The sequence below is a fragment of the Microbispora sp. GKU 823 genome, from assembly GCF_002027145.1.
In the GTDB taxonomy this organism is placed as follows: domain Bacteria; phylum Actinomycetota; class Actinomycetes; order Streptosporangiales; family Streptosporangiaceae; genus Microbispora; species Microbispora siamensis.
The window spans coordinates 31,893-58,195 of record NZ_MWJN01000005.1 but is presented as its reverse complement, the minus strand read 5'-3'; the positions used below and the strand labels follow the sequence as shown (position 1 = coordinate 58,195).

Sequence of the window (26,303 nt, the reverse complement as noted above, 5' to 3'; positions counted from 1 at the left end):
GTGATCCGTACGGCTTCCACCGGGCGGCGAAGCGAGCGGCGCTGGCGGCCGTCCGCGCCGTTCGACGTCGCGCTGACGCTGTCGCCGCACCGGCACGGGGGAGGCGACCCGGCCTGGCGGCGTACCCCGGACGGGGCGATCTGGCGCACCTCGCGCACTCCCGAGGGGTCCGGCACCCTGCGCGTGACGGCGAGCCACGGCGAGGTCCTCGGGCAGGCGTGGGGGCCGGGGGCGGAGTGGCTGCTGGAGACGCTTCCCTCTCTGCTGGGCGCCGACGACGACGTGGCCGGCTTCGCCGCGATGCTCGCGCGGCTCACCCGCTCGGGCGATATCCGGCAGGCCCGCGCCGCCGCGTTCGTCGCGGGCCTGGCCGACCGTGCCGCCGGGCTGCGGATCGGGCGTTCCCTGCGGGTCTTCGAGGCGCTCGCGCCCGCCGTGCTGGAGCAGAAGGTGGTCGGCAGGGAGGCGTGGCGGGCCTGGCGGTTCCTCATGCGCCGGTACGGCGAGCCGGCCCCCGGCCCGGCCCCCGAGGGCATGTACGTGATCCCGCCGCCCGAGGTGTGGCGGGCGATCCCGTCGTGGGACTGGCACCGGGCCGGAGCGGAGGCCGTACGGGCCAGGACGATCGTCAACGCGGCCCGGCACGCCGAGAAGCTTGAGCGCACCACGGAGGCGTCGGCGGAGGCGGACCGCCTGCTGCGGGCGCTGCCGGGGATCGGCGTGTGGACCTCCGCCGAGGTGCGCCAGCGGGCCCACGGCGACCCGGACGCCCCGAGCGTGGGCGACTTCCACCTGCCGGGAATCGTCGGCTACGCGCTGACCGGGCGGAAGACCGACGACGACGGCATGCTCGACCTGCTCGAGCCGTTCCGGGGGCACCGCCACCGTGTGGTCAGGCTGATCGAGCTCAGCGGCGTCAGGCCGCCGGCGCGCGGCCCGCGCATGGCCCCGCGCGACTACCGGTCCTTCTGACCGCGCCCGGTGTGCCGAGCCCCACCGGCCTCGCGCGTCTTCAGGTCCTGGTTGATCCCGCAGTGCTCGACCCCCGCGTGGCACCTGCCGCTGAGGGTGTTGGTGAAGACGCTGACGCTCGTCTCCTGCTGGAGGCCGGTGACCGCGACGCCGTTGTTGCCGGCGGGGGCGTTCACGTTGCGCCTGCCCGTGGACACCTGCCGGGGGGCGCTGGCGATCGTGGGCGCGTTGGCCGTGTTGCGGCCGTCCGTGACCTGCTTGGCGTGTCTCTTGCCCGATCCGCCGCCGTGCCCGGCGTACGGCGCCGCGAACGCCTCACCCGCGAGCAGTGCCGACAACCCGATGACGAGCGTCGCGACGGCCAGCGACCGGACCCCCGAGGCTAGACAAAACGCGCCATCCACCCCCATAACGGCCATCAATTACCCACCCGTTCGTCGATTCCGCCCCGGAACTCATACCCTCCGGCCGCAAACTCCCCGGAGGGCGTACACCATGACTTCTCCCGTACGTGCGGCCGGGGGCTGAGTGCGCCGGACGGACCCACGCCTCATAGGGTGCGGCGTATGACGGCGAAGCGATCCCCGAACGTCAGCTCCGACAGCGGCACCCGCCGGGCACTGGCGCGGGCCAGGGACGGCAAGACCCTCGATCTCGCCGAGGCGGCGATCCTGCTGCGCGCCCGCGGCGACGACCTGGACGCCCTGCTCGCGCACGCCTCACGGGTCAGGGACGCGGGACTGGAGGCCGCCGGACGGCCCGGCGTCATCACCTACAGCCGCAAGGTGTTCATCCCGCTGACCCGGCTGTGCCGGGACCGGTGCGGCTACTGCACGTTCGCCACCGCCCCGCACAAGCTGCCGAGCGCCTTCCTGTCCCCGGACGAGGTGCTGGAGATCGCCCGCCAGGGCGCGGCGATGGGCTGCAAGGAGGCGCTGTTCACGCTCGGCGACCGGCCGGAGGACCGGTGGCACCAGGCGCGCGAGTGGCTCGACGCCCACGGGTACGACGACACGCTGTCGTACGTCCGGGCGATGGCCATCCGGGTGCTGGAGGAGACCGGGTTGCTGCCCCACCTCAACCCCGGCGTGCTGACCTGGAAGGACCTGCAGCGGCTCAAGCCGGTCGCGCCCTCGATGGGCATGATGCTGGAGACCACCTCACGGCGGCTGTTCACCGAGAAGGGCGAGGCCCACTACGGCTCTCCCGACAAGGACCCGGACGTACGGCTGCGTGTGCTTGAGGACGCCGGCCGCTCCAGCGTGCCGTTCACGACGGGCCTGCTGATCGGCATCGGCGAGACGATCGAGGAGCGGGCCGAGTCGATCTTCGCGATCCGCCGGGTGGCCAGGGAGTACGGCGGCATCCAGGAGGTCATCGTCCAGAACTTCCGCGCCAAGCCCGATACGGCGATGCGCGGCATGCCCGACGCCGACCTGCACGAACTGGCCGCGACGATCGCGGTGACGCGGCTGGTGCTCGGCCCGAAGGTCCGCGTGCAGGCGCCGCCCAACCTGATCGGCGAGGAGTACGCGCTGATGCTGCGGGCGGGCATCGACGACTGGGGCGGGGTCTCCCCGCTCACGCCCGACCACGTCAACCCCGAGCGCCCGTGGCCGCAGATCGACGACCTGGCGGCGCGCACCTCCGCCGCCGGGTTCACGCTGCGCGAGCGCCTCACGATCTATCCCGAGTATGTGCTCGCGGGGGAGCCGTGGCTCGATCCCCGGCTCACCGAGCACGTCGCGGCGCTGGCCGACCCCGCCACCGGGCTCGCGCGGGAGGACGCCGTGCTTCAGGGGCGTCCCTGGCAGGAGCCCGACGGCGGGCTCGGCGGGCTCGTCACCGGCGGACGGGCCGACCTGCACACCGCCGTCGACGCCGAGGGCCGCACGGGCGACCGCCGCGCCGACTTCGACAGCGTGTACGGCGACTGGGACGCCCTGCGCGAACGCCTGCCGGGCGCCCGGAGCCACGCCGTCAGGGCGGACGTGCGGGAGGCGCTGCGGCAGGCCGAGGCGGACCCGGCGCGGCTGACCGACGAGCAGGCGCTGACGCTGCTCGACCTCGCCGGGGACCAGTCGGGGGCGGGCGCGGACGACGCCGGCCTGGACGAGCTGTGCCGGATCGCCGACGGGCTGCGCCGCGAGGCTGTGGGCGACGACGTCACCTACGTCGTCAACCGGAACATCAACTTCACCAACGTCTGCTACACCGGCTGCCGCTTCTGCGCGTTCGCCCAGCGGCGCACCGACGCCGACGCCTACACCCTGTCGCTGAGCGAGGTGGCCGACCGGGCGCAGGAGGCGTGGGAGGCCGGGGCGACCGAGGTGTGCATGCAGGGCGGCATCCATCCCGACCTGCCCGGCACGGCCTACTTCGACATCGCCCGGGCCGTGAAGGAACGCTGCCCCGAGATCCACGTCCACGCGTTCTCGCCGATGGAGGTCGTCAACGGCGCGAGCCGTACGAACCTGTCGGTCGAGGAGTGGCTGCACGCGGCGCGGGAGGCGGGGGTCGACTCGCTGCCCGGCACGGCGGCCGAGATCCTCGACGACGACGTGCGGTGGGTGCTGACCAAGGGCAAGCTGCCCGCCCGGGAGTGGATCGAGGTGATCACCACCGCCCACCGGGTCGGCATCCCGACGACCTCGACCATGATGTACGGCCACGTGGACACCCACGAGCACTGGGTGCGCCACATCCGGCTGATCCGGTCGATCCAGGAGGAGACCGGCGGATTCAGCGAGTTCGTGCTGCTGCCGTTCGTGCACCACAGCGCCCCGATCTACCTGGCGGGGATCGCCCGGCCGGGGCCGACCGTGCGGGAGAACCGGGCCGTCCACGCGCTGGCGCGGATCATGCTGCACGGCGCGATCCGCAACATCCAGTGCTCCTGGGTGAAGCTGCGCGACGACCTGTGCCGGGACGTGCTCGCCGGCGGCGTGAACGACCTCGGCGGCACGCTCATGGAGGAGACGATCAGCCGGATGGCCGGCTCGGAGAACGGCTCCTACAAGACGATCAGCGAGATCGCGGCCATGGTCGCGCCGACCGGCCGCCCGCTGCGCCAGCGCACCACGTCGTACGGCCGGCCGAGCGAGGAGCGGGCCGAGGCGGCCCGGCGCAGCGACGGGGTGTGCCAGTCGGTCCGCAGGCCGCTGCTCACGATCTCGCCCATCGCACGCCAGGAGTAATTGGACGCGCTGTATATAACAAGTTCTATTTCGCTCTTGCGCCGCATGCGGGTGGGTGGGCAAAATCGCAATGCCGCTGCACCGGTCACTGAGAACTGGGGACGGACCCGCACCGTGCCGTCCGGTCGTCACCGCGCCGCCTTCACCGTCGAGCGGCGCCGCAGGCAGGCCAGGTGGAAGGGCGTGGTCGCGGTCCTGACGGCCGCGGCGATCGTCGCGGCGGGGGCCGTCCTCTTCCTCACGCGCTCGACGGGAACGTGTTCCGCCCGGGATCCGATCCTCGTGAGCGTCGCGGCGGCCGTGGACGTCGCGCCGCCCGTGATGGACGCGGCCGGGCGGTTCAACGCCTCGGGCGCGGGCGTGGAGGGGCGGTGCGTCCAGGTCCAGGTGGCCGAGCAGCCTCCGGCGCCGGTGCTCCGCACGCTGATCGGCGACCGGGCCGGCGTCCTGCCCGACCGCCCGGACGGCTGGATCGCCGACTCCTCCGTGTGGGTGCGGCTCGCCCGCAAGCAGGGCGGGCAGGACATCGCCGCCGACGAGACCGTCGTCGCGACCTCCCCGCTGGTCTTCGCCACCCGGCGCTCGCTCGCCGAGCGGTTCGCCGCCGGGGGGGACGGCCATGAGCTGGGACATGGTCTTCCCCGCCACGGTGCGGGGACGCCTCCAGCCCACCGAGCACGAACCCGACATCGTGCGCATCCCCGACCCGTCGGTGTCGGGAGCGGGGATCGCGACCGTCGCGGCGGCCCGCGACATCGTCGGCACGGGCGAGAAGGCCGACCGCGACCTCACGGCGTTCGTGCGCATGGCGCAGGCGGGGTCGGCCCCCGACTACCGCAGCATGCTCGGCGCGGTGGACGCCCCCGGCTTCTGGTCGCGTCCCGTGGTGATCGTCCCCGAGCAGTCGGTGTGGGCGCACAACCGCGCGAGCGGCGCCGAGCCCGTGGTCGCCCTTCAGCCCAAGGAGGGCACGATCAACCTCGACTACCCGTACGTCGTGACGGCCGCGGACCCCGACCGGGCGGCGGCCTCGCGGCTGTTCGCGGCGTGGCTGCGGTCGGCGGCCACGCAGGAGGCCGTACGGAAGGCAGGGTTCCGCGGCGCCGACGGGCAGCCGCCGTTCGACAGCGGTGCGGGCATCTCGACCGAGCTGCCCCGCCCGCGGCCGTCGATCACGGCCGAGGTGATCGACGAGGCGCTTGAGGCGTGGAGCAGGCTGGCCCCGCCGAGCCGGATCCTCGTGCTGGCCGACGTGTCGAAGGAGAACGCGGAGCCGATCAAAACGGGCGGGAAGACCCGGCTGGACGTCGCGGTCGAGGCGGCCAAGCTCGGCCTGCAGCTGTTCCCGAACGAGACCCACATGGGCCTGTGGGAGTTCGCCCGCGACCTGAAGGGCGGCGCGGACCACCGCGAGCTGATCGGCCTCGGCCCGATCACCAAGCCCGACGACGGTCAGGAGGAGATCCGGAAGACCGCCCTGTTCCGGGTGGCCGACGGCATCAAGGCGTTCGGAGACCGGAGCAGCTCACTGTACGACGCGATCGACGCGGGCTTCCGGTCGGTGTCGAAGGGCTACGACCCGCTGATGAGCAACGCCCTGCTGGTGCTGACGGCGGGTGTGGACGACGGGAAGGGCGTGTCGCGGCGCGAGCTCGTCGACCGGCTGCGCAAGGAGTGGGACCCGGACCGGCCGGTGCAGATCATTATCGTCGCGTTCGGCAAGGCCGCCGACCGGCCGGCGCTCGACGAGATCGTCTCGGCCACCAACGGGCAGCTCTACGTGGCGCAGGAGCCGGGCCAGATCATCGACGTGTTCCTGTCGGCGCTGGCCCGGCGGCTGTGCCACCCCACGTGCTCCCAGAAGTGACGTGCACCCAGAAGTGACGGTCACCTCGTGACGTAGAAGTCGGCCGGGTCGCGCGGCGGCCGGTCCTTCGGCGGCGCGGCGGGATGGCCGATGGCCACCGCGCCCATGGGGTCCCAGTTCTGCGGCAGGTCGAGCACCTTGCGGACCACGTCGCGGCAGAACATCGTGGACGACACCCACGCCGAGCCCAGCCCCTGCACGGCGAGCTGGACCAGGAAGTTCTGCACGCCGGCGCCGGTGGCCACCACGAACATCTCCCGCTCGGCGGCGTTCCTGCGCTCGTCCCTGTAGGTGTGCGAGCCGTCCATCACCAGGCACGGCACCGCCAGGTAGGGCGCGTTCCGCAGCACGTCGCCGCGCCGGATCCGCCGGGCGATCGACTCCTCGGAGAAGCCGTCGGAACGCAGGTCCCCGATCCAGGCGTCCCGCATCGCGTCGAGCAGTTCCGCACGCGCCCCCGGGGTCTCCAGCAGCACGAACCGCCACGGCGTGGTGTGGTGCGGGGCCGGCGCGGCGACGGCGGCGGCCACGGCCCGCCGTACGGCCGCGGGATCGACCTCGGCGGCGGAGAACTCCCGGATCGTGCGGCGGGCGAAGACGACGTCGGACGAGCCGTACCGGAACATGTCCTCGTCGGCGGGGCGGACGAGGACCCGCCCGCCCGGGCCGTCCTCGTCGGTCACCAGGTCGCCCAGCCCGCGGACGACGGCCACCGGAACGCCGGACAGCTTGCCCTTCGCCAGGTCGCCCGCCGCCGCGATCTCGTCGACCAGCGCCGTGACGGTGGCGTTGAGCGGGTTGCCCGTAGCCGTCGGTGCCGCCGCGCAGGTCCTCGAGCCGGTCGCACCCCGGCCGCGCCGATGGCGACGTCGGTCAGGCCGTGCCGCCAGGGCCGGCCGAAGGTGTCGGACACGATCACCCCGACCCGCACGCCGAGCCGCTCGCGCAGCCCCCGGCCGGATCGCCGGCCCGCCGAGGCGTCCGGGTCCTCGGGCAGCAGCAGCACGGTGCCGGGGGAGGTGTTGGAGGCGTCGACGCCGGCCGCGGCCATCACGAAGCCGTGCCGCGTCTGCGCGATGACCGTGTCCCCGCGCCGCGCGACCACGCGCTCGGTCTCCTCCTCGATCGCGGCCGTACGGCTGCTGTCTTGGCGGACGCGGCCCTCGGCCTTGCTCACGATCTTCGAGGTCACGACCAGGATGTCGCCGTCCCGGAGGCCGGGCGCGGCCTGCGCCACGAGCAGGGCGATGTCGTCGCCGGGCCGCACCTCGGGAAGGCCGGGCACGCCGCTGACAGTGATCTGGGGCATGTGCTCCTCTGACATCTGGATTCAGGACTTGAGTGACTGGGCCAGGGCGATGGCCGCGGCGGCGATGTCCCGCGTGGCCTCGGGGTCGCTCATCAGGAGCGGGCGGGCCTCCACCACTACGCCGTCGAGCGCCACGCCCTTGTCCTCCTCGGCCACGAGCCAGCCGTCGAGCAGCGCGGAGCCGTACAGCTCCAGGACCGCCTGGGCGCTCGTCTCCACGCCGATCGTCGTCAGGCAGGCGTCGGCCATGCCGCGCACCGGCGCGCCGCCGATGATGGGGGAGACGCCGACGACCGTCTTGCCCTCCAGGGCCGCCCGGATGCCCGGGATCTGGAGGATCGTGCCGATGCTGACGACCGGGTTCGACGGCGGGAGGATGACGACGTCCGCCGCCGCGATGGCGTCGAGCACGCCGGGCGCGGGACGGGCCTCGTCCGCGCCGACGAGCACGATCTGCTCGGCGGGCACGGAGGCGCGCAGCCGCACCCACCACTCCTGGAAGTGGATGGCCCTCCTGCCGGTCTCGTCGGAGACGACCACGTGGGTCTCGGTGCGGTCGTCCGACATCGGCAGCAGCCGCACCCCGGGCCGCCACCGGTCGCACAGGGCCTCGGTCACCTGCGAGAGCGGATAACCGGCCGCCAGCATCTGGGTGCGGATGATGTGGGTGGCGAAGTCACGGTCGCCGAGGCCGAACCACTGGGGCTCCATGCCGTACGCGGCGAGCTCCTCCTTGACCGTGAACGTTTCATCGGCCCGTCCCCAGCCTTGTTCCTCGTTGATGCCGCCGCCGAGCGTGTACATGACCGTGTCGAGGTCAGGGCACACGCGCAGGCCGAAAAGGGTGATGTCGTCGCCGGTGTTGCCGATCACGGTGATCTCGGAATCGGGGGCCGCCGCCTTGAGACCTCGGAGGAACCGGGCGCCGCCGATTCCTCCGGCGAGGGACACGATGCGCATGCCGCCAGTCTTCCATCGGCCGCCCGCGGGATCGCCGACACCCACCCCGGGAACCGGGATGAACAGCCATATGTAGGGTGTGTTCGGCTTGTGAGGTTCTTGGGTCTGCCGACGCTTAAGTCCGTCATGTGCAAAACTTCCCCGAGTGCCGTTTGGACCGATGGGGGTAGTCGTGCTCAAGGTCGATACCGGCCGGCTCCGTGAGCCGGCCGCGTGGACGATGCTCGCGGTGGTGATCACCACCGTCCTCGTCAGCATCGCGCGCATGCTGATCGGCTCCTCGCTGAGCAGCACGTTCGGCATCCGCGCGGCGGCGAGCCTGTACTCCCTCGTGTCCCCGGTCTCGACCGCGCTCGCGGCCGGCGCCGTGCTGCTCGTCGCCAAGGCCGGCGCGCCCACCCCCAGGGCCCGCCTCGTGGCGCTCGGCGCGGCCGGGTCGCTCGGTCTCGGCATGGTCTTCGGCGTGATCGCTGTGCTGGGCGTGCTCGTGGGCGACCTGGCCACGTTCCGCGACCGGTTCGAACACCTGATCACCGGCCTGCCGATGATCGTCCTCGCCGTCTTCGGCGCGCTGTTCGCGCTGAGCACGGCATCGGCGCTCCAGCCCGCCAGGGAACCGGCGGCCGACTACTTCGGCAGGCGCGAGGACGCCTACCCGCCCCAGTCGTACGCTCCGGCGTTGCCGCAGGGCCCGCAAGGCCCCCAGGCCCCTCAAGGTCCTCAGGGGCCGCAGGGGTACGGCGAGGTTCCGGGCGCGGCGGCTGCGGGCGCGCCGGCCCACAACCCCCACGCCAACCCTGGTCCGGTGCCCGGTCAGCAGCAGTTCGGCCACCCCGCCCCGGGCGACCCGCAGAACGTCCCCCAGAACGTTCCGCAGAACGTTCCCCAGGGCGCTCCGCACGCCGCCGCCCCCGGCGGTCAGTACGACGCCCCCCACCAGGGCCGGCACAACGGCCCGCAGAACCCGCCGCAGAACGTCCCGCACCCCGGCCAGTACGACGCCCCCCACCAGGGCCAGCCCCAGGGGCAGCCCCACAGCCAGCCGCAGGGGCCCGCGTACGGGCAGAGCGCGCCGGCGCCGGCCCACCCCCAGCTGCCGCCCGCCGAGCACCGGTACGCCGAGCAGCAGCAGTACGCGCAGGACCAGTACGGCCAGGACCAGTACGCGCAGGACCAGTACGGCCAGGAGCGGGGCCAGGGGGCCTTCGGTCAGGAGCGGCCCCAGGACGTCTACGGCCAGGAATACGAGCCGCAGCCCTCCTACAACCCCGCCCCGACCGCCCCGCAGCCCCCGCCGTTCGGGCAGCCGAGCACCCCGGCTCCCGCCTCGGCTCCCGCTCAGGGTCCCGGCCACGGACAGGCGCAGCAGCAGCCCCGGCCGTCGCTGCAGGACGTCCAGACCGGCGCGCACTACCCCGACTACGGCGGGTACGGCGCGCAGCCCGAGGCGCCGGCCCCCCAGCGGCCCGACTACTCCCCGCCGCCGCAGGGCCCGGTGTTCGACCAGTACGGCTACGCGGGCCAGCAGACGGACTCCGGCGGCTACGGGCAGTTCCCGAGCGCTCCCCCCGCCGCGCCCGACAACGCCCCCGGCGGTTACGGCCAGCCCTCCTCCTACAGCCCGAGCCCCGCCCCCGAGGCCAGGCCGTACGAGCAGGACCAGGCGTACGGACAGGGGTCGCCGTTCTCCGGCTACTCGGGCCAGGCGTTCGCCCGCCAGGCCGCCGAGCACGCCGCCGGTGGCCCGGCCTTCGACGCTCCCCCCGCGTACGAGGGCCCGGCCGACCCGAGGGAGCAGCAGCTCGCGCAGGCCTACCAGCAGGCGCAGAGCTACCAGAAGGGCGCCCTGCCGGACCACCCCACCGGCCCGCAGGACATGCCGGAGTACTACGACAACCCGCTCGGCCACCCCCAGTCCGAGCCCGCGCCGTTCCAGCCCCCGGCGCCCGGCCCCGCCGACCAGACGGTCCGCTTCGACCCCTCCGCCTACCACGGAGACCCGCTCAGCGACCCGCTGCGCAGGGAGGAGCCGCTCGATCCGACGGCCATCTACACCCCGGACCGGTCGCAGGCAAAGTATGAGGAAGGTTCCGCCCCTGATCAGGCAGGCCGCAGAACCGACCCCGACCTCCCTTGGTATGGTTCCGAACGCTGATAGGACCGTAGATCGGGGCGTACGAACCGGGGCGAGCAGGTCTTTCCCCGGGTATCGTTATGCCGCTTGACGCCACACGCGCCACGCGCGTGTAATTACAGACATGTTGTTACGCCTTCCCAAGGGTGGGTATAGGGCAGGCGTTTTTATGGGGGGCTCCATGTGGGCGGGCGAGCGACAGGGAGGTGTGCAATGACCGATCTGGTCATGGCACAGGCGCTCGATGGTGAAGATCTTGGGTGGCAGGAGCGCGCTTTGTGTGCGCAAACCGACCCCGAAGCGTTCTTTCCTGAAAAGGGCGGTTCCACCAGGGAAGCCAAGAAGGTGTGCCGTTCGTGTGAGGTGCGCGCGGAGTGCCTTGAATACGCGCTTCAGCATGATGAGCGTTTCGGCATCTGGGGCGGCCTGTCCGAGCGGGAAAGGCGCAAGATCAAGCGCCAGGCCGTCTAGGTCCGGGTCGTGTCCCTGAGGACGACGTCGACGGGGCCGTGCGCTCGGCGCGCGGCCCCGCACTCATGTCTGGGTTGCTGCTGACATCCTGTTTCGCCTGGATGTGATCGGGTGAGTCCGGGTTGCCGTATCGTGGTCGGCGCTCAGCCGTACGACCCCCCTAGGACTCGACGTGCACTCGGTGACCGCGATCGTCGTCGCCCACGACGGCGCCCGCTGGCTCAAGGAGACGCTGGCGGCGGTGCTGCGCCAGACCCGGCCTCTCGACCGTGTCGTCGGCGTCGACAACGGCAGCCGTGACGGCAGCGGAAAGCTGCTGACCGAGGCCTTCGGCTCGGGCAACGTGCTGACCCTGCCCCGGTCCACCGGATTCGGCGAGGCCGTCCACGAGGTGCTGCGGCGGCTGCCGCCCGCGCCCGGCCAGGAATGGGTCTGGCTGCTCCACGACGACTGCGCGCCCGACACGCAGGCGCTGCAGGCCCTGCTGTGGGCCGCCGAGCAGGACCCCAAGGCCGCCATCCTCGGCCCGAAGCTGCGCGACTGGCTCGACCGGCGGGTGCTGCTGGAGATGGGCGTGACCGTCAGCAGGTCGGGACGGCGCGACACCGGCCTGGAGCCGAGGGAGTACGACCAGGGTCAGCACGACGGGATCGCCGACGTCCTGTCGGTGTCCACGGCCGGCATGCTCATCCGCAGGGACGTCTGGGACGAACTGTCCGGCCTCGACACCGCGCTGCCGCTGTTCCGCGACGACCTCGACCTGTGCTGGCGGGCCCGTACGGCCGGACACCGCGTGCTGAACGTGAGCGACGCGGTGGCCTGGCACGCCGAGGCGTCGGCGCGGCGGCGCCGCAGGATCGCCACCAGCGAGGAGCACCCGCGCAGGCTCGACCGGCGCAACGGCCTGTTCGTCCTGATGGCGAACCTGCCGTTCGGCGCGCTCGTGCGATCGGTGCTGCGCAACGTCCTCGCGTCCACGCTGCGGGCCCTGCTGTTCCTGCTGGCCAAGCAGCCGGCCAACGCCCTCGACGAACTGGCCGCGCTCGGCTCGGTCATCGGCCACCCCCTGCGCCTGCGGCGGGCCCGCAAGGCCAGGAAGAACGGCAGGAAGCAGGGCTGGCCCGCGATCCGGCGCAAGCTCACCCCGCCGGGCGCCGCGCTGCGGCGGCTGACCGACATGGTGCAGGGCTTCCTCGCCGGAGCCGGTCCGGTGGACTCGGCGGGCCGCCACCACGCGGCCACGGACCGCGCCCAAGAGGACGACGGCGACGAACTGCTGACCGACTCGGGCGGCGTCCAGCGCGTCTTCAGCAGCCCCGGCGTGGTGCTCTGCCTGATCCTGGTGGTGCTCACGCTGGCGGCCGAAAGGACGCTGCTGCCCGGGCTGCTGTCCTCCGACGGGCACCTGGGCGGCGGCGCTCTGGTGCCGGTCACCGGGGGCGCGTCCGACCTGTGGCGGCTCTACATCGAGGACCACCACGCCGCCGGCCTCGGCTCGCAGACCTGGGCCCCGCCGTACGTCGCCGTGCTGGCCGGGCTGTCGGCGGTCGCGCTGGGCAAGACATGGCTGGCCGTTGCCGTGGTGCTGCTCGGCTGCGTGCCGCTGGCCGGGATCTCGGCGTACGCGGCGACCAAGCGGATGATCTCGTACACGCCGCGCGGGTCTGGCTGGCCGCCACCTACGCCCTGCTGCCGGTCGCGACGGGCGCGGTGGCGGGCGGGCGGCTCGGCACCGCGATCGTGATCGTGCTGCTGCCCGTCTACGCGGCGCTCGCCACGCGGGTGATCGCCGGGTCGCGGCGGGCTGCCTGGGGCTTCGGCCTGCTCCTGACCGTGGGCACGGCCTTCGTCCCCCTCGTGTACGTGCTGGTGGCGATCCTCGGCGGGCTCGCCGCGGTGTCGTTCGGCGGTATCCGCAGGGGCGTCAGGCGGTCGCTCGTGATCGGCCTCGGCACCCCGGTCGTCCTGCTGTTCCCGTGGCTGGTCCAGATCGTCAGAGAGCCGGGCCGCATCCTGCTCGAGTCCGGCCTTCATGACGGGCGCCTCACCGCCCCCCGCCTCGGCGCCGAATCCCTGCTCATGCTGAGCCCCGGCGGGCCGGGGGTGCCGCCCGTGTGGGCGACGGCGGGCCTGATCGCGGTCGCGCTGGCCGCGCTGCTGCTGCGGCGTCACCAGATGATCGTCGCCATCGGCTGGGGCGTCATGCTCTTCGGGCTGCTGGTGGCGATCGTGGTCAGCCGGATCAACGACGCGGCGGTGGCCGGGGGTGCCGCTGGCGTTCGCGGCGACGGGCCTGCTGGTGGCCGCGGGACACCAGGCGCACCGGATCGCCGAGTTCCGCGCCGCGGGCGGGCTGCGCCGCCTGGGCGCGATGCTGATCGTCGTGGTCGCCTTCGCGACCCCGCTCGCCGCCGCCGCGCTGTGGGTGGCCAGAGGCGCGGACGACCCGCTGCGCGGCGACCTGAGCGACCCGGTGCCGGTGCTCGCCGAACTCCAGTCGGAGCCCGGCGAGGGCACGCTCCTGCTGCGTCCCAGGGACGGCGTGGTGGGCTACACGCTGATGCGCGGCCGGGGCCCGCTGATCGGCGAGTCCGACCTCGAATCGCCCCGGGAGGCGACCGACCGGTTCACGACCGCGGTCGCCGGGCTCGCCTCGGGCCGGGGCAGCACGTACGTCCAGACGCTCGCGTCGTCCGGGGTCCGTTTCGTGACGGTGCCGGGCCCGGTCGACCCCGCCCTGCAACGGGCGCTCGACTCGCAGCCAGCCCTGGTCAGGGTGAGCCTCTCGGAGACGGGCGGGCTGTGGCGCGTGGCCGGACAGGTGACGGTGCCCCCGCGTCCGGCGACCGCGGGCGCGCTGCATCGGGGCTGGCTGTGGGCCCAGGGCGCGCTGCTCGTGCTCGTGCTGATCCTGGCCTCGCCCGGGGCCCGTACGAAGGAGCCGGAGGGCGACTACGCCGACGCGCCCGTCGAGGAGGGGCCGCGGGGCCGCCGCCGAGCAAAGGAAGATCGGGTGCCCGCGTGAGGAGACTGATCGAGAACCGCTTCGGCCTGCTCGCCCTGGTGCTGGTCGCGCTGGGCGCGTTGTACGGCGTGGCCTTCGTCAGCCGGCCCGCGCCGGCCGCGCAGGTGCGCCCGCAGGCCGTAAAGGCGCCGGTGGAGTCGGTGACCGCCGTGTGCCCCGCGCCGTCCGGCAGCCGGGTGAGCGTGGTCACTCCCGCCGACCAGCAGCAGAACCGGGGGCAGGGGAGCGCCACCCTGTCGGCGATCAAGGCTCCGGAGGAGAAGAGCGGCGGCAAGGCCGACGTGATCGACCGACCGGGCCTGCTGTGGCAGCGCGAGATCGCCCCCGGGGGCGGCCCTCTCGTGGTCGACGCCACCGGTTCGATGGCCGCCGGGCTGGAGAGCGCCCAGACCGCCAGGGAGACGTCGGGCGCCCAGCGGGGGCTCGCCGGGGTGCGCTGCGTCGAGCCGGGCGCCGAGAGCTGGTTCGTCGGGCCCGGGCCCGCCGCGGCGGAGATGACGCTCTACCTCGCCAACCCCGACTCGGCCCCGGCCAACGTCTCGTTCATGGTCTATTCGGGGGAAGGCCCCGTGCTGAGCGAGCGCGGCAACGGCGTCGTCGTCAAGCCCGGCCAGCACCGCGTGATCAGGCTGCGCGACCTCGCGCCCTCCCCGCTGATCATGGCCCTCCAGGTGAGCACCCGTAGCGGCCGGGTCGCCGCCGCGGTGAAGGCCGTGCTGGGCGAGGGCAGGGGCGTCGACTGGCTGCCCGTCGCCACCGCCCCCGCCACCCGGGTCGTCGTCCCCGGCATCCCCGGCACCGCCGGGCAGCGGGAGCTGTACGTCGCCACGCCGGGGGACCGGGACACGGTCGTGCGGATCAGGGCCGTGCTGGAGGACGGCTCCTACGCGCTGAAGAACAAGGAGACGATCGAGGTGCCGGCCGGATCGGCGGCCTCGCTCGACCTGTCCACCGGGATCGGCGGGCAGCCGGCCGCGCTGGTGCTGGAGTCCGACGTCCCGATCGTGGCGGGCCTGAAGATCACCGGAACGGGGACCAGGCAGGACGTCGCCTTCACGGCCGGCGCCGCCTCCGTCGACCTCGGCAGCGTCGTCGCGGACGGCCGGGCGGAAGGCAAGCAGACCTCCTGGCTGGTGCTGTCGGCGCCCTTCGCCGCGGCCACCGTGGAGGTCCGGCTGGTGCCCTCGAAGGGTGCGGCGCCGGCCCCGGTCGAGGTGAAGCTGCCCGCCGGCCGCACCAAGGAGCTCAGGCTCGCGCCGCCGAAGGGAAGCAAGGGCGGCTTCAGCGTGGTCGTACGGCCGATGCCGGGCTCGGGGCCCGTGTACGGCGGGCGCGCTCTCGACGAGACGGCCAAGGACGGCCAGCTGGTGACCGCGCAGCCGCTGGCCATGGCCAGGACCTGGGCGCTGGTGCCCCCGACCGTCGACTCGCCGGGTGCCGTGCTGCCGTAGGGCCCCAGTGCCGGTCGTCAGTGCCGGTCGTCGTAGCCGGGGTCGATCGTCTCCGGCGTGAGGCCGAGCAGGCTGGCCACCTGCTCGACGACCACGTCCAGGACCAGTGTGCCGAGCTGGTCGCGGTCGCGGGCGCGGGCCTCCAGTGGGCGGCGGTAGAGCACGACGGAGGCGGGCTCGTCCCCCGAGGCCGACTCCGCCCGTCCCAGCGGGATCGGGTCCGAGGACAGCCGGGCGGGCCCGTCCACCAGCTCCGCGGCCGGCGGCACCTCCTCGACCGCGAACTCGACCGACGCGAGCTGGGTGCCCCACCGCGGCTTGAGCCGGTCGACCGCGTCGAGCACCAGGTCGTCGAACCGCTCGCCGCGGGACTTGGCGATGGGCACGTGCGAGGGCGCGAGGGGGCCGCGCATGCCGCGGCCGTGCCGGTCACGCCGGCGCACCCGCCGCCCTCGATCCGGCCTGTCACCGCTCCGATCGCTCACGCAGTCAGCTTAAAGCCCGTCCCGCCGGTGCGGTGGGTCCGGCGGGTCGTGTCCGCTTTGCCCATCAACGTCATGTCGACTTCAGAGATCGCTGAATTGTGGCGACACGTTCAATAAGAGCGGCGGGGTGGTGGCAATGTGAACGCGGACCGGATACGGTCCCTCCGTGAGCCCCGTCCGCAGCTGTTCCCGTACCGCCTGCAGGCAGCCTGCCGTCTTCACACTCACGTATGTCTACGCCGACTCGACCGCCGTACTCGGCCCCCTGGCGACGTACGTCGAGCCACACTGTTACGACCTGTGCGCGGAGCACGCGGAACGGCTCACCGCGCCCAGGGGATGGGAGGTCGTGCGACTCCCGTCCGAGTCCGTCGCCCCGAGCGGGGACGACCTGGAGGCCCTGGCGAACGCGGTCCGCGAGGCCGCGCGCCCCGCTCCCGCCGCCGGCGAACCCGTCGGCCAGGCGGTCGAGGTGGGCCGCCGAGGTCACCTGCGGGTGCTCAAGTCCGCCCAGCCCAACAGGGAGCGATGACACCCCGCCATGACACCCCGCGATGAGACCGCACGCGGCGCGTTGGAGGGCTCATTGTGTGGGCAATCGGGCGCTATAGGCTCAGGTGCGAAGACTTAACGACTTTTAGGGGCGTGCAGTGGCCGACCTCAGCAGGATCTTCAAGGCGTACGACGTGCGCGGCGTGGTGCCGGACGAACTCGACGAGGAGATCGCACAGGCCGTCGGGGCGGCCTTCGTCGAGTTGACCGGCGCGTCCTCGGTGGTGACGGCGCACGACATGCGCACCTCGTCCGGCCCGCTGGCCGCGGCGTTCGCGCGCGGGGCCACCTCCCGGGGCGCCGACGTGATCAACGCCGGGCTCGGCTCGACCGACATGCTCTACTACGCCAGCGGCAGCCTCGACCTGCCGGGTGTCATGTTCACCGCGAGCCACAACCCGGCCAAGTACAACGGCATGAAGATGTGCCGGGCGGGCGCCGTGCCGGTGGGCACCGACACCGGCCTGTTGCAGATCCGCGACCGCGCGGCCGAACTGCTCGACGCGGGATTGGGCGGCGACCCCGGCAAGGGCGCGGTGACCGAGCGGAACCTGCTGGAAGGCTACGCCGCCCACCTCAAGACGCTGGTCGACCTGTCGGGCATCCGGCCGCTGAAGGTGGTCGTGGACGCCGGAAACGGCATGGGCGGCTACACCGTCCCGGAGGTCTTCAAGGGCCTGCCGATCGAGCTGACCCCGCTCTACTTCGAGCTCGACGGCAGCTTCCCCAACCACGAGGCCAACCCGATCGAGCCGGAGAACCTGCGCGACCTGCAGAAGGCGGTCGTCTCGCAGGGGGCGGACATCGGCATCGCCTTCGACGGCGACGCCGACCGGTGCTGGGTCATCGACGAGCGGGGCGAGTCGGTCTCGCCTTCCACGATCACGGCGCTGGTCGCGGTGCGGGAGCTGGCCAAGAACCCCGGCGCCACGATCATCCACAACCTGATCACCTCCAAGGGCGTGCCGGAGATCGTCGGCGAGCACGGCGGCAAGCCCGTTCGCACCCGCGTCGGCCACTCGTTCATCAAGGCGGAGATGGCCCGCACCGGCGCCGTCTTCGGCGGCGAGCACTCGGCCCACTACTACTTCCGCGACTTCTGGTTCGCCGACTCGGGCATGCTGGCCGCACTGCACGTGCTCGCCGCGCTGGGCGAGCAGGACCGGCCGCTGTCGGAGGTGCTGGCCCAGTACTCGCGCTACGCCGCGTCCGGGGAGATCAACAGCAGGGTCGAGGACCAGGCCGGCGCCCTGGCCCGGGTACGCGAGACCTTCGCGGGCCGGGAGGGTGTTACCTTCGACGAGCTGGACGGACTCACCGTCAGCGGTCCGGACTGGTGGTTCAACCTGCGTCCGTCCAACACCGAGCCGCTGCTCCGGCTCAACGCGGAGGCCGGCGACGAGGAGAAGGTCGCCGCGGTCCGCGACGAAGTGCTCGCCGTGGTAAGGAGCTGACGAGTTGAAGATCGACGACTGGCTGCTGGACATCCTCGCCTGCCCGGCGTGCAAGTCCCCGCTCCGCGCCGTGCCCGACGCGGACGAGCTGGCCTGCACCTCGGAGTCGTGCGGGCTGGTCTATCCGGTGCGTGACGACATCCCGGTCCTCCTCGTCGACGAGGCCCGCAAGGCATGAGCGTTGCCGGAGGGGCCCGGTTCGAGCCCGACCGGCTCGACGACCAGGCATATCTGGTGGAGGGCGACCCCTCCGGCATGCTCCGCTCCGTCGCGTCGTCGGCCGCCCAGGTGCGGGCGGCGTACCGGTCGGCGGTGGAGAACGGCGTGGCGCGGGTCGGCCGGGACGGCCGCCCCCGCGCGATCGTCGTGGCGGGCATGGGCGCCTCCGCTCTCGTGGGCGACGTGCTCGAGGCGCTGTGCCGCTACGGCGCCCCGGTCCCGGTGGTGACGGTGCGCGGCCACCGGCTGCCCGGCTGGGTCGGCGCCGCCGATCTCGTCATCGCGGTCTCCCGCTCCGGCAGGACCGAGGAGACCGTCGCCGTTACCGCCGAGGCCGTACGGCGCGGGTGCGCGCTCGTCGGCGTGGGCACGCCCGACACGCCGCTGTCGGCCCTGGTCGAGCGGGCGGGCGGGCCGTACGTGCCGGTGGGCGGGGCGACCGGGGTGGCCGGGCAGCCCAGGGCCACGCTGTGGTCGCTCATGGTGCCGCCGATCCTGGCGGCGGCTGCGCTCGGGCTGGTCTCGGCCGGAGAGAGCGAGTTCGAGTCGGTGGCCAAGCGGCTGGAGGACCTGGCCCATCGGTGCCGCCCGTCGAGCGAGTCGTTCATCAATCCCGGCAAGACGCTGGCGATGGAACTGGCCGGGACGCTTCCGGTCATCTGGGGCACCTCGCCGCTCGCCGCGGTGGCGGCCCACCGCCTGGCCGGCCGGCTGAGCGAGGACGCGGGCTACCCGGCGGTCTGGGGGGAGCTGCCCGAGGCCGCCCACAACCAGATCGTGACGTTCGACGGCCCCCTCGCCGGGCGGGACATCTTCGCCGACCCGTTCGCCGACGAGCCGGGGGAGGGTGCGCGCCTGCGCCTGCTGCTGCTGCGCGACGTGGAGGAGCACCCGCAGGTGACCAGGTCCCGCACGGCCGCCGTACGGCTGGCCGAGGACCGGGGGGTTCCGGTGTCCGAGATCCTGGCCGAGGGCGTGCACCCGCTGGACCGGTTCGCCGCCCTGGTCGGCCTGTGCGACTACGCGAGTGTCTACCTCGCTCTCGGGTACGGGATGGATCCGGCGTCCGCCGCGGCGGCGACGGAGCTCCAGGCCAGGATTTCCCAATAGGGATTTCCCAATAGGATCGCCTCGGCCGATCGAATTGAGGAGTTCAACGTGAGTGCGGGTGGCGGTACCAAGGCGATCCTCGCGGCGCTCGGCGCCAATCTGGCGATCGCCGTGGCGAAGTTCGTGGCGTTCCTGTTCACGGGGTCGTCGTCGATGCTCGCCGAGTCGGTCCACTCCGTGGCCGACTCCGGCAACCAGGCGCTGCTGATGCTCGGCGGCAAGCGCGCCGCCAAGGGGAGGACCCGCAAGCACCCCTTCGGCTACGGCCGGGAGCGCTACTTCTACGCGTTCGTCGTCGCCGTCGTGCTGTTCACGATCGGCGCCCTGTTCTCCCTGTACGAGGGCTGGCACAAGATCGCCGACCCGCAGCCCGTGGAGTCGCCGGTCTGGGCCTTCGCGGTGCTGGTCTTCGCGATCGTCGCCGAGGGCTTCTCGTTCCGCACGGCCATCAAGGAGTCGAGCGCGCTCAAGGGCGACCAATCCTGGGTGGCGTTCATCCGCCGGGCGAAGGCCCCCGAACTTCCCGTGGTGCTGCTTGAGGACTTCGGCGCGCTACTCGGTCTGATCTTCGCGTTGTTCGGCGTGACGATGGCCGTGGTCACCGGCAACGGCGCGTGGGACGGTGTGGGCAGCCTCGTCATCGGCCTGCTGCTCGCGGTGATCGCGGTCATCCTGGCCGCCGAGACCAAGTCGCTGCTGATCGGTGAGAGCGCGACGCCCGAGGTCGAGGACAAGATCTGCGCCGCCCTGGAGTCCGCGCCCGAGGTCAGCCGGGTCATCCACCTGCGCACCCTGCACCTCGGCCCGGAGGAACTGCTGGTCGCCGCCAAGATCGCGGTGGAGCACGACGACACCGCCGGCGAGGTGGCGCGAGGCATCGACGAGGCCGAACGGCGCATCCGCGAGGCGGTTCCGATGGCTCGGGTCATCTACCTGGAGCCGGACCTCTACCGGGCGGACGCCGCCTCGGGGCAGCGTACCGGCGCATAACCCCCCGTTACGGGGAGCCGTTTCTCACTGCGCACCGTAATTGAAATGTGATGCACAGTCACTTCAGCCCTGGCGGTACCGGTCGGTAACTTTACCCTTACATTACGGCTGGTTACCCCGGAGGTGACTCATGATTCAGGGACGCGTGCGGTGGAAACGATTCGCTCTCGTCTTCGTGCCCGCGCTCGCGGTCGCCTCCGTGCTGGTCGGCGCGACCGCCGAGGGGGCGATCGGCGCGTCGTTCGTGGTCTCGGGTGACACGTTCAAGGTCTCCGCCGACACGCTGCAGGGCCAGGGCTTCGTGCAGTACGGCAGCACGGTCGAGAACAAGAAGGGCCAGAAGATCCCGGTCGCCGTCTCCGGCATCCGGAAGGCCACCCTGACCAACATGTGCCAGACGGTGCTGGTGAAGTCGCCCGTCGGCGCCGTGACCATCCGGATCACCGCAGGCACCGGCAAGGACCCGGTGACCGCCGAGAACATGATCGTGGACGCCACCCAGATCGAGGGCAACGCGGTCTTCACGAAGCTGGAGGCGGGCCGCGACGCCAGCGCCCTCGACCAGTTGCCGGACGGCCAGGGCGCGGCGGGCATGTTCGGCCAGCAGGCGAGCGGGATCACCATCAAGGACTTCCGGCAGGTCTCCTGGGCGGTCAACGCGGCCACGTTCAAGCTGCCGGGGCTGAAGCTGGCCGTGGAGCCGGGCGAGCACGAGTGCTTCTGATGGAGCGGCCGGTGAAATGGCGGCGGTCGCGGCCGTTCTGGGGCGGCCTGCTGGTGCTCGCGGCCGGTCTCGAACTGCTGAGCATCCCGTTCGCGACGCAGGCCCTGCCGCTCGTCATCCAGTCGGGCACGGTCGGCGCCACCTACCTGATCGCGCTGGTGCTGATCATCCTGGGCCTGATGATCTGGCTCCAGCCCGGCCAGCGGGCCTTCCTCGGCGTGGTCGCCGTACTGGTCTCGATCGCGTCGTTCGTCTACGCCAACCTCGGCGGCTTCCTGATCGGCATGCTGCTCGGCCTGGTCGGAGGCGCGCTCGCGGTCGCCTGGGCACCCGCGGAGACCACCGAGGCCGGCGGGGCGCCGATCGAGCCCGCCGCGCCGCCCGTGCTGTCGGAAGGGGGAATCACCTTCACCGAGCGCCGGGTGGTCAGCGGCGACGAGCGCCTGGAGGCCACCTGGCCGCAGCAGCCCGCAGAACCCGCGGACGAGGCCCCGCGCGTCCTGGTCGCCCGCGTCCGCCGCGAAGCCGATCCCGCCTTACAAGACCCCGGTGACGGCCCCGATGACGGTCCCGACGGCTCCGGTGAGGGCTCTGGTGAGGGCCACGACGACGGAGGCGTACGGCCGGACGGCGGCGGGCGCGGGGACACCGGTCCGGGTCCCGCGGCCAAGGCGCTGGCCATCGCCGTGCTGCCCGTCATCCTGGCGGCCGGGACGGGCATGGCCCGGGAGGACCCCGCACCGGACGGGCAGGGCGGCTCTCTCCTGCCCGGCGTCGTCCCGAGCGCCGTTCCCAGCGGCCTGTCCGACGTCCTCGGCGGCGTCCTGCCCAGCGCGGTCCCTTCGGGCCTGCCCTCGGATCTGCAGGACGCCGTGGGGTCGCTCACCGGCAGGAAGAGCCCCTCACCGTCGCCCGGGCAGAACGGCGAGGACGGACCGGAGGGCTCTTCCACGCCCGGCGGCGGCGCATTGGGAGCGGTGACGGTCGCGACCGAGACGGCCGCCGTCCGCGCGCCCTCGCTGACCATGACCGGGATGAAGTTCACCGGCGTGGTCAAGATGCCCACTGCGACCGGCACGGTCAAGATGCTCCGCTTCACCATGGACAAGGCCGTGCTGGAGCGGCCCCAGCAGACGATGGGCTCGACGACGCTGACCGGCAGCGCGTTCACCTTCGAGGGCAACGTGGTGATCTGCACGACGAAGATGACCGCCAAGCTCCTCGGCGTGCCCCAGGAGTTCACGGCGGATCACCCGAACCTCCTGGTCAGGGCACTCAAACTGGTGCCGTCCCTGAACGTCCCGCTGACGATGACCGACATCGTCAGCGAGCAGCCGTACGTCACGGCCGACTCCCTGCGCGCGGACGACCTCCACCTCGTGGTCGGCGCCTGACCTCCGAGCGCCTGACTCACCGGTGCCGTAGCAGCCGCAGGGCCTTCTCCTTCTCGAAGTCCAGCGCCCGGCGCGGCGCCTGGATACGCCCGATGCGCACGCCGAGGTCGCGTACGGCCTGGGCCACCGCGGGCTCGGACAGCGCACGCAGCGCGAAGGCCAGCTCGGCCGGGGAGACGTCGAACCGCCGCTCCAGCTCCATCGCCTGACGCACCGCCTCCAGCTCGTCGGGCCCGAAGCGCCGATGGGCGCCCTTGTCCCGTACGGGCGGCAGCAGGCCGAGAGCCTCCCGGTAGCGCAACATCCGGGGGGACATGCCGAGCCGCCTGGCCGCCTCGGTGATGCGCATCGTGCCTCCGGTCCCCGTTCCCTGGGGTCCACGCTAGACAGTCCAGCGACCCTCCGGCACCCGTCGGCGAGGGAATCTCACATTCTTGTGTCAGGTTCGCACGCCTCCGTATGCGTTCGTGCGTCCGCGACGCCTAAACTCGCACCGACGGACAACGGAGGAGACACTCATGGACTTCAAGGTCGCCGACCTTTCGCTTGCGGAATTCGGCCGCAAAGAGATCCGCCTCGCGGAGCACGAGATGCCGGGCCTCATGGCGACCCGCAAGGAGTACGCCGCGGCCCAGCCGCTGCGCGGCGCGAAGATCATGGGCTCCCTGCACATGACGATCCAGACCGCCGTGCTGATCGAGACGCTGGTCGCGCTCGGCGCCGACGTCCGCTGGGTGAGCTGCAACATCTTCTCCACCCAGGACCACGCCGCCGCCGCGGTCGTCGTCGGCCCGGACGGCACGGTGGACAACCCCTCCGGTGTCCCGGTCTTCGCCTGGAAGGGCGAGACGCTCGAGGAGTACTGGTGGTGCACCGAGCAGGCCCTCCGCTGGCCCGACGGCTCCGGCCCCAACATGATCCTGGACGACGGCGGCGACGCCACGCTGCTCGTGCACAAGGGTGTGGAGTTCGAGAAGGCCGGCGCCGTGCCGGTCGCCGGTGAGGACGACCCCGAGGAGTGGGCGGTCATCCTCGACACGCTCCGCCGTACGGTCTCCGAGGACAAGTGGTGGACCCGCGTGGCCGAGGGCATCAAGGGTGTAACCGAGGAGACCACGACCGGCGTGCACCGCCTCTACGAGATGCACAAGTCCGGCACGCTCCTGTTCCCGGCGATCAACGTCAACGACTCGGTGACCAAGTCGAAGTTCGACAACAAGTACGGCTGCCGCCACTCGGTGATCGACGGCCTCAACCGCGCCACCGACGTGCTGATCGGCGGCAAGGTCGCCGTGGTCTGCGGCTACGGCGACGTGGGCAAGGGCTGCGCCGACGCGCTGCGCGGCCAGGGCGCCCGGGTCATCGTCACCGAGATCGACCCGATCTGCGCGCTCCAGGCCGCCATGGACGGCTTCCAGGTCACCACCCTGGAGGAGGTCGTCGGCATCGCGGACATCTTCGTCACCTGCACCGGCAACTACGGCATCATCAGCGCCGAGCACATGGCGCAGATGAAGCACCAGGCGATCGTGTCCAACATCGGCCACTTCGACAACGAGATCGACATGGCCGGCCTGGCCCGCATCCCGGGCATCAAGAAGGTCAACATCAAGCCGCAGGTCGACGAGTGGGTGTTCCCCGACGGGCACTCGATCATCGTGCTCGCCGAGGGCCGCCTGATGAACCTCGGCTGCGCCACCGGCCACCCGTCGTTCGTCATGTCGAACTCGTTCACCAACCAGGTCATCGCGCAGATCGAGCTGTTCACGAAGACCGACGACTACCCGGTCGGCGTGTACGTGCTGCCCAAGCACCTCGACGAGAAGGTCGCCCGCCTCCACCTCGACGCGCTCGGCGTGAAGCTGACCAAGCTCAGCAAGAAGCAGGCGGAGTACATCGGCGTCGACGTCGAGGGCCCGTACAAGCCGGACCACTACCGCTACTGAGGCGACTCACACGACGGGGGCGCGGGCCCGGCCCGCGCCCCTCGTCAGGAGGCAGACGGCGTGATTCAGCCGGACATCGCGGAGGCCGGGGAGCGGCGCATCGAGTGGGCGGCCCGGTCGATGCCGGTCCTCCAGGCGATCGGCGCCGGTTTCGGCGCCGACCGGCCGCTCGACGGCCTGCGCATCGCCGCCTGCATGCACGTGACCGCCGAGACGGCGGTGCTCCTCGGGGCGCTGCGGGAGGGCGGCGCCCAGATCGCCCTGGCCGCGTCCAACCCCCTGTCCACGCAGGACGACGTCGCCGAGGCGCTGAGAACGTACGGAATCGCCGTGCACGCCCGCGCCGGGGTGGACAAGGCGACCTACTACCGGCACATTCACCAGGCGCTCGACATCGCGCCGAACGTCGTGCTCGACGACGGATGCGACCTCGTCAACACCCTGCACATCGAGCGGGTCGAACTCCTCGACGGCGTGATCGGCGGCTGTGAGGAGACCACGACCGGGATCATCCGGCTGCGCCAGATGGCCTCCGAGAACGCGCTGCGCTTCCCGATGGTCGCGGTGAACGACACCCGGACCAAGCGGATGTTCGACAACCGTTACGGCACCGGCCAGTCGACGCTCGACGGCATCATGCGGGCCACCAACGTCCTGCTGGCGGGCCGCACCGTGGTCGTCGCGGGCTTCGGCTTCTGCGGGCGGGGCGTCGCGGAGCGGGCCAAGGGCCTCGGCGCGCGGGTCATCGTCACCGAGATCGACCCGGTCAAGGCCCTCGACGCCGCCCTCCAGGGCTACGACGTACGGCCGATGAGCCTGGCCGCCGAGACCGGCGACGTGTTCGTGACCGTCACCGGCAACCGTGACGTCATCCGCGCCGAGCACCTGGCCGTCATGAAGGACGGCGCGATCCTCGCGAACGCGGGCCACTTCGACGTCGAGATCGACGTACGGGCGCTGGAGGAGATGGCGCGCGAGGTGCGCTTCGGGATCCGGCCCAACACCGACGAGTACGTCCTGGAGGACGGCCGCAGGCTGCTGCTGCTCGCCGAGGGGCGCCTGGTGAACCTGACCGCCGCCGAGGGCCACCCGGCCGCGGTGATGGACATGTCGTTCTCCGCCCAGGCGCTCGCCGTCGCGTGGCTGGTCCGGGAGTCGGCCCGGCTGGAACCCGGCGTGTACGACGTCCCGGCCGACATCGACGCCGAGGTGGCTCGCCTGAAGCTCGCCGCCGCCGGGATCTCGATCGACGCGCTCACCGACGTGCAGGAGGAGTATCTCCACTCCTGGCGCATCGGGTCCTAATCCTTCAGCAGACCGTCGACCGTCCCCCGCGGCACGGAGAAGGCGTCAGGTCCCCTGCATCTCGCGCATCCGCCGGATCTCGGCGGTCTGCTCGGCGATCACGTCCGTGGCCCACTGCTCGACGGTGAGGTGCGAGCCCTCGGTGAGCACCGTGGTGGCCATCGTGATCGCGCCCTCGTGGTGGGCGACCATCAGCTGGAGGAACAGGCTGTCGAACGCGGCGCCGGACGCCGCCCTGAGCGCGTTCATCTGCTCCGGGGAGGCCATGCCCGGCATGCCCTCGTGGCTCGCGTGATGGTCGGGCCGGGGGAGGCGTTCCTGGTCCAGCCAGGTCGTCATGGCCCGGATCTCCGGCTCCTGCACGTCGTGGATGCGGTCCGCGAGCGCCTTGAGCTTCGGAGAGGAGGCACGTGCGGGCACCAGGGCCGTCATGTCCAGTGCCTGCCGATGGTGGACGATCATGTCCTGGACGTACCGCACGTCGGCCGCGTTCACGGAGGGGGAGGGGACCGCGGTGGCGGCCTCGGCCGGGCTCAGGGTCCTGGCCTCCTCGCCGGGCCGGCCGGGCGCGATCACGGGGGCGGTCGAGACGGGGGCACTTCCGCGTACGTCCTCCGCGCAGGCGCTCAGGAAGAACGCGGCACCGGCCACGAGGACGAGCCCCAGCCGCGCCCCGCCCTGCCATGCGATTCGCACCCTGCCTCCCTGTCACGGAGCGTATAGAGATCACGACGCTAA

General features: G+C 72.3%; 23 protein-coding genes and 2 pseudogenes. 18 read left to right on the top strand and 7 right to left on the bottom strand.

Translation table 11 applies throughout. The features are described 5' to 3' along the window. The first annotated feature begins 3 nt into the window (after positions 1-3). Complete coding sequence (locus B1L11_RS04470) at positions 4-972, top strand: DNA-3-methyladenine glycosylase (protein ID WP_143736956.1); 969 nt, start codon at positions 4-6, stop codon at positions 970-972. On the opposite strand, the gene B1L11_RS04465 is transcribed toward B1L11_RS04470, so the two are convergent. Then, the gene (locus B1L11_RS04465; protein ID WP_143736949.1) at positions 957-1,382 is read right to left on the bottom strand and encodes a hypothetical protein; all 426 of its coding nucleotides are present in this window, start codon (positions 1,380-1,382) and stop codon (positions 957-959) included. The two genes, B1L11_RS04470 and B1L11_RS04465, sit on opposite strands and share 16 nt — an antisense overlap. 156 nt (positions 1,383-1,538) lie before the next feature. Between B1L11_RS04465 and B1L11_RS04460 the strand changes: the two genes are divergently transcribed. From B1L11_RS04460 to B1L11_RS04455, 3 genes and pseudogenes are all read left to right on the top strand, one after another. After that, on the top strand, positions 1,539-4,169 hold the full coding sequence (locus B1L11_RS04460) for a bifunctional FO biosynthesis protein CofGH (protein ID WP_079313300.1): 2,631 nt from the start codon (positions 1,539-1,541) through the stop codon (positions 4,167-4,169). 45 nt (positions 4,170-4,214) lie between these two features. Then, a pseudogene (locus B1L11_RS53705) lies at positions 4,215-4,694 on the top strand (hypothetical protein); the annotation flags it as partial. 94 nt (positions 4,695-4,788) lie between these two features. Then, positions 4,789-6,036, top strand: coding sequence for a substrate-binding domain-containing protein (locus B1L11_RS04455; protein ID WP_256862217.1), 1,248 nt, complete (start codon positions 4,789-4,791; stop codon positions 6,034-6,036). Between the two features lie 20 nt (positions 6,037-6,056). On the opposite strand, the pseudogene B1L11_RS04450 reads toward B1L11_RS04455, so the two are convergent. Next, positions 6,057-7,345, bottom strand: a pseudogene (locus tag B1L11_RS04450) (coenzyme F420-0:L-glutamate ligase). A gap of 21 nt (positions 7,346-7,366) precedes the next feature. Continuing rightward, positions 7,367-8,305 carry a 2-phospho-L-lactate transferase gene (gene cofD, locus B1L11_RS04445; RefSeq protein ID WP_079313299.1) on the bottom strand — a complete coding sequence of 313 codons (939 nt, stop codon included), beginning with the start codon at positions 8,303-8,305 and terminating at the stop codon, positions 7,367-7,369. Between the two features lie 172 nt (positions 8,306-8,477). Here cofD and B1L11_RS04440 point away from each other — a divergent pair, with 172 nt between their 5' ends. The 3 genes from B1L11_RS04440 (at position 8,478) to B1L11_RS49735 (ending at position 12,654) form a co-directional block, all read left to right on the top strand. Next, positions 8,478-10,460: a hypothetical protein gene (locus B1L11_RS04440; RefSeq protein ID WP_079313298.1), complete on the top strand. Its 1,983-nt coding sequence runs from the start codon at positions 8,478-8,480 to the stop codon at positions 10,458-10,460. A gap of 192 nt (positions 10,461-10,652) precedes the next feature. Next, positions 10,653-10,910 (top strand): WhiB family transcriptional regulator, encoded by a 258-nt coding sequence (locus B1L11_RS04435; protein WP_079313297.1) that lies wholly within the window; start codon positions 10,653-10,655, stop codon positions 10,908-10,910. A gap of 172 nt (positions 10,911-11,082) precedes the next feature. After that, positions 11,083-12,654, top strand: a complete 1,572-nt coding sequence (locus B1L11_RS49735; protein WP_256862216.1) for a glycosyltransferase family 2 protein — start codon at positions 11,083-11,085, stop codon at positions 12,652-12,654. A 16-nt stretch (positions 12,655-12,670) separates the two neighbouring features. Here the strand turns inward: B1L11_RS49735 and B1L11_RS49730 are convergent, their stop codons facing one another. Further along, positions 12,671-12,922 (bottom strand): hypothetical protein, encoded by a 252-nt coding sequence (locus B1L11_RS49730; protein ID WP_256862215.1) that lies wholly within the window; start codon positions 12,920-12,922, stop codon positions 12,671-12,673. A 254-nt stretch (positions 12,923-13,176) separates the two neighbouring features. Between B1L11_RS49730 and B1L11_RS49725 the strand changes: the two genes are divergently transcribed. Then, positions 13,177-13,935, top strand: a complete 759-nt coding sequence (locus tag B1L11_RS49725) for a hypothetical protein (RefSeq protein WP_256862214.1) — start codon at positions 13,177-13,179, stop codon at positions 13,933-13,935. Next, positions 13,932-15,386 carry a DUF5719 family protein gene (locus B1L11_RS04425; RefSeq protein ID WP_079313296.1) on the top strand — a complete coding sequence of 485 codons (1,455 nt, stop codon included), beginning with the start codon at positions 13,932-13,934 and terminating at the stop codon, positions 15,384-15,386. The genes B1L11_RS49725 and B1L11_RS04425 overlap by 4 nt, the downstream gene beginning before the upstream one ends. A gap of 17 nt (positions 15,387-15,403) precedes the next feature. Here B1L11_RS04425 and B1L11_RS04420 read toward each other — a convergent pair whose 3' ends face one another. Further along, positions 15,404-15,871 (bottom strand): metallopeptidase family protein, encoded by a 468-nt coding sequence (locus B1L11_RS04420; RefSeq protein ID WP_079313295.1) that lies wholly within the window; start codon positions 15,869-15,871, stop codon positions 15,404-15,406. Positions 15,872-16,037: 166 nt separating this feature from the next. On the opposite strand from B1L11_RS04420, the gene B1L11_RS04415 reads away from it, so the two are divergent. The 7 genes from B1L11_RS04415 (at position 16,038) to B1L11_RS04385 (ending at position 22,314) form a co-directional block, all read left to right on the top strand. Next, the gene (locus B1L11_RS04415; protein WP_030509365.1) at positions 16,038-16,403 is read left to right on the top strand and encodes a DUF3499 domain-containing protein; all 366 of its coding nucleotides are present in this window, start codon (positions 16,038-16,040) and stop codon (positions 16,401-16,403) included. A gap of 118 nt (positions 16,404-16,521) precedes the next feature. After that, the gene (locus B1L11_RS04410) at positions 16,522-17,877 is read left to right on the top strand and encodes a phosphomannomutase/phosphoglucomutase (protein ID WP_079313294.1); all 1,356 of its coding nucleotides are present in this window, start codon (positions 16,522-16,524) and stop codon (positions 17,875-17,877) included. Positions 17,878-17,881: 4 nt separating this feature from the next. After that, complete coding sequence (locus tag B1L11_RS04405; protein WP_076432865.1) at positions 17,882-18,055, top strand: Trm112 family protein; 174 nt, start codon at positions 17,882-17,884, stop codon at positions 18,053-18,055. Further along, positions 18,052-19,206, top strand: coding sequence for an SIS domain-containing protein (locus B1L11_RS04400; protein WP_079313293.1), 1,155 nt, complete (start codon positions 18,052-18,054; stop codon positions 19,204-19,206). The genes B1L11_RS04405 and B1L11_RS04400 overlap by 4 nt, the downstream gene beginning before the upstream one ends. A 48-nt stretch (positions 19,207-19,254) precedes the next feature. Continuing rightward, on the top strand, positions 19,255-20,196 hold the full coding sequence (locus B1L11_RS04395; protein ID WP_079313292.1) for a cation diffusion facilitator family transporter: 942 nt from the start codon (positions 19,255-19,257) through the stop codon (positions 20,194-20,196). A 130-nt stretch (positions 20,197-20,326) separates the two neighbouring features. Continuing rightward, entirely contained in the window at positions 20,327-20,920 is a 594-nt protein-coding gene (locus tag B1L11_RS04390; protein ID WP_079313291.1) for a DUF6230 family protein, read from the top strand. A gap of 11 nt (positions 20,921-20,931) precedes the next feature. Next, a complete protein-coding gene (locus B1L11_RS04385; RefSeq protein WP_143736948.1) occupies positions 20,932-22,314 on the top strand; it encodes a DUF6114 domain-containing protein in 1,383 nt (460 codons plus the stop codon). Between the two features lie 16 nt (positions 22,315-22,330). On the opposite strand, the gene B1L11_RS04380 is transcribed toward B1L11_RS04385, so the two are convergent. Continuing rightward, on the bottom strand, positions 22,331-22,663 hold the full coding sequence (locus B1L11_RS04380; protein ID WP_079313289.1) for a MerR family transcriptional regulator: 333 nt from the start codon (positions 22,661-22,663) through the stop codon (positions 22,331-22,333). A gap of 169 nt (positions 22,664-22,832) precedes the next feature. Here B1L11_RS04380 and ahcY point away from each other — a divergent pair, with 169 nt between their 5' ends. Both ahcY and B1L11_RS04370 read left to right on the top strand, forming a co-directional pair. After that, the gene (gene ahcY, locus B1L11_RS04375) at positions 22,833-24,260 is read left to right on the top strand and encodes an adenosylhomocysteinase (RefSeq protein WP_079313288.1); all 1,428 of its coding nucleotides are present in this window, start codon (positions 22,833-22,835) and stop codon (positions 24,258-24,260) included. A gap of 60 nt (positions 24,261-24,320) precedes the next feature. Then, a complete protein-coding gene (locus tag B1L11_RS04370) occupies positions 24,321-25,565 on the top strand; it encodes an adenosylhomocysteinase (RefSeq protein ID WP_079313287.1) in 1,245 nt (414 codons plus the stop codon). Between the two features lie 45 nt (positions 25,566-25,610). Here B1L11_RS04370 and B1L11_RS04365 read toward each other — a convergent pair whose 3' ends face one another. Then, the gene (locus tag B1L11_RS04365; RefSeq protein WP_256862213.1) at positions 25,611-26,261 is read right to left on the bottom strand and encodes a DUF305 domain-containing protein; all 651 of its coding nucleotides are present in this window, start codon (positions 26,259-26,261) and stop codon (positions 25,611-25,613) included. Positions 26,262-26,303 lie beyond the last annotated feature (42 nt).

Coding starts and splice junctions, on each gene's coding strand:
- B1L11_RS04435 (WP_079313297.1), top strand. CDS start 10,653: ATGACCGATCTGGTCATGGCACAGGCGCTCGATGGTGAAGATCTTGGG.
- B1L11_RS04455 (WP_256862217.1), top strand. CDS start 4,789: ATGAGCTGGGACATGGTCTTCCCCGCCACGGTGCGGGGACGCCTCCAG.
- cofD (WP_079313299.1), bottom strand. CDS start 8,305: ATGCGCATCGTGTCCCTCGCCGGAGGAATCGGCGGCGCCCGGTTCCTC.
- B1L11_RS04400 (WP_079313293.1), top strand. CDS start 18,052: ATGAGCGTTGCCGGAGGGGCCCGGTTCGAGCCCGACCGGCTCGACGAC.
- ahcY (WP_079313288.1), top strand. CDS start 22,833: ATGGACTTCAAGGTCGCCGACCTTTCGCTTGCGGAATTCGGCCGCAAA.
- B1L11_RS04460 (WP_079313300.1), top strand. CDS start 1,539: ATGACGGCGAAGCGATCCCCGAACGTCAGCTCCGACAGCGGCACCCGC.
- B1L11_RS49730 (WP_256862215.1), bottom strand. CDS start 12,922: ATGCGGCCCGGCTCTCTGACGATCTGGACCAGCCACGGGAACAGCAGG.
- B1L11_RS04380 (WP_079313289.1), bottom strand. CDS start 22,663: ATGCGCATCACCGAGGCGGCCAGGCGGCTCGGCATGTCCCCCCGGATG.
- B1L11_RS04465 (WP_143736949.1), bottom strand. CDS start 1,382: ATGGGGGTGGATGGCGCGTTTTGTCTAGCCTCGGGGGTCCGGTCGCTG.
- B1L11_RS04390 (WP_079313291.1), top strand. CDS start 20,327: ATGATTCAGGGACGCGTGCGGTGGAAACGATTCGCTCTCGTCTTCGTG.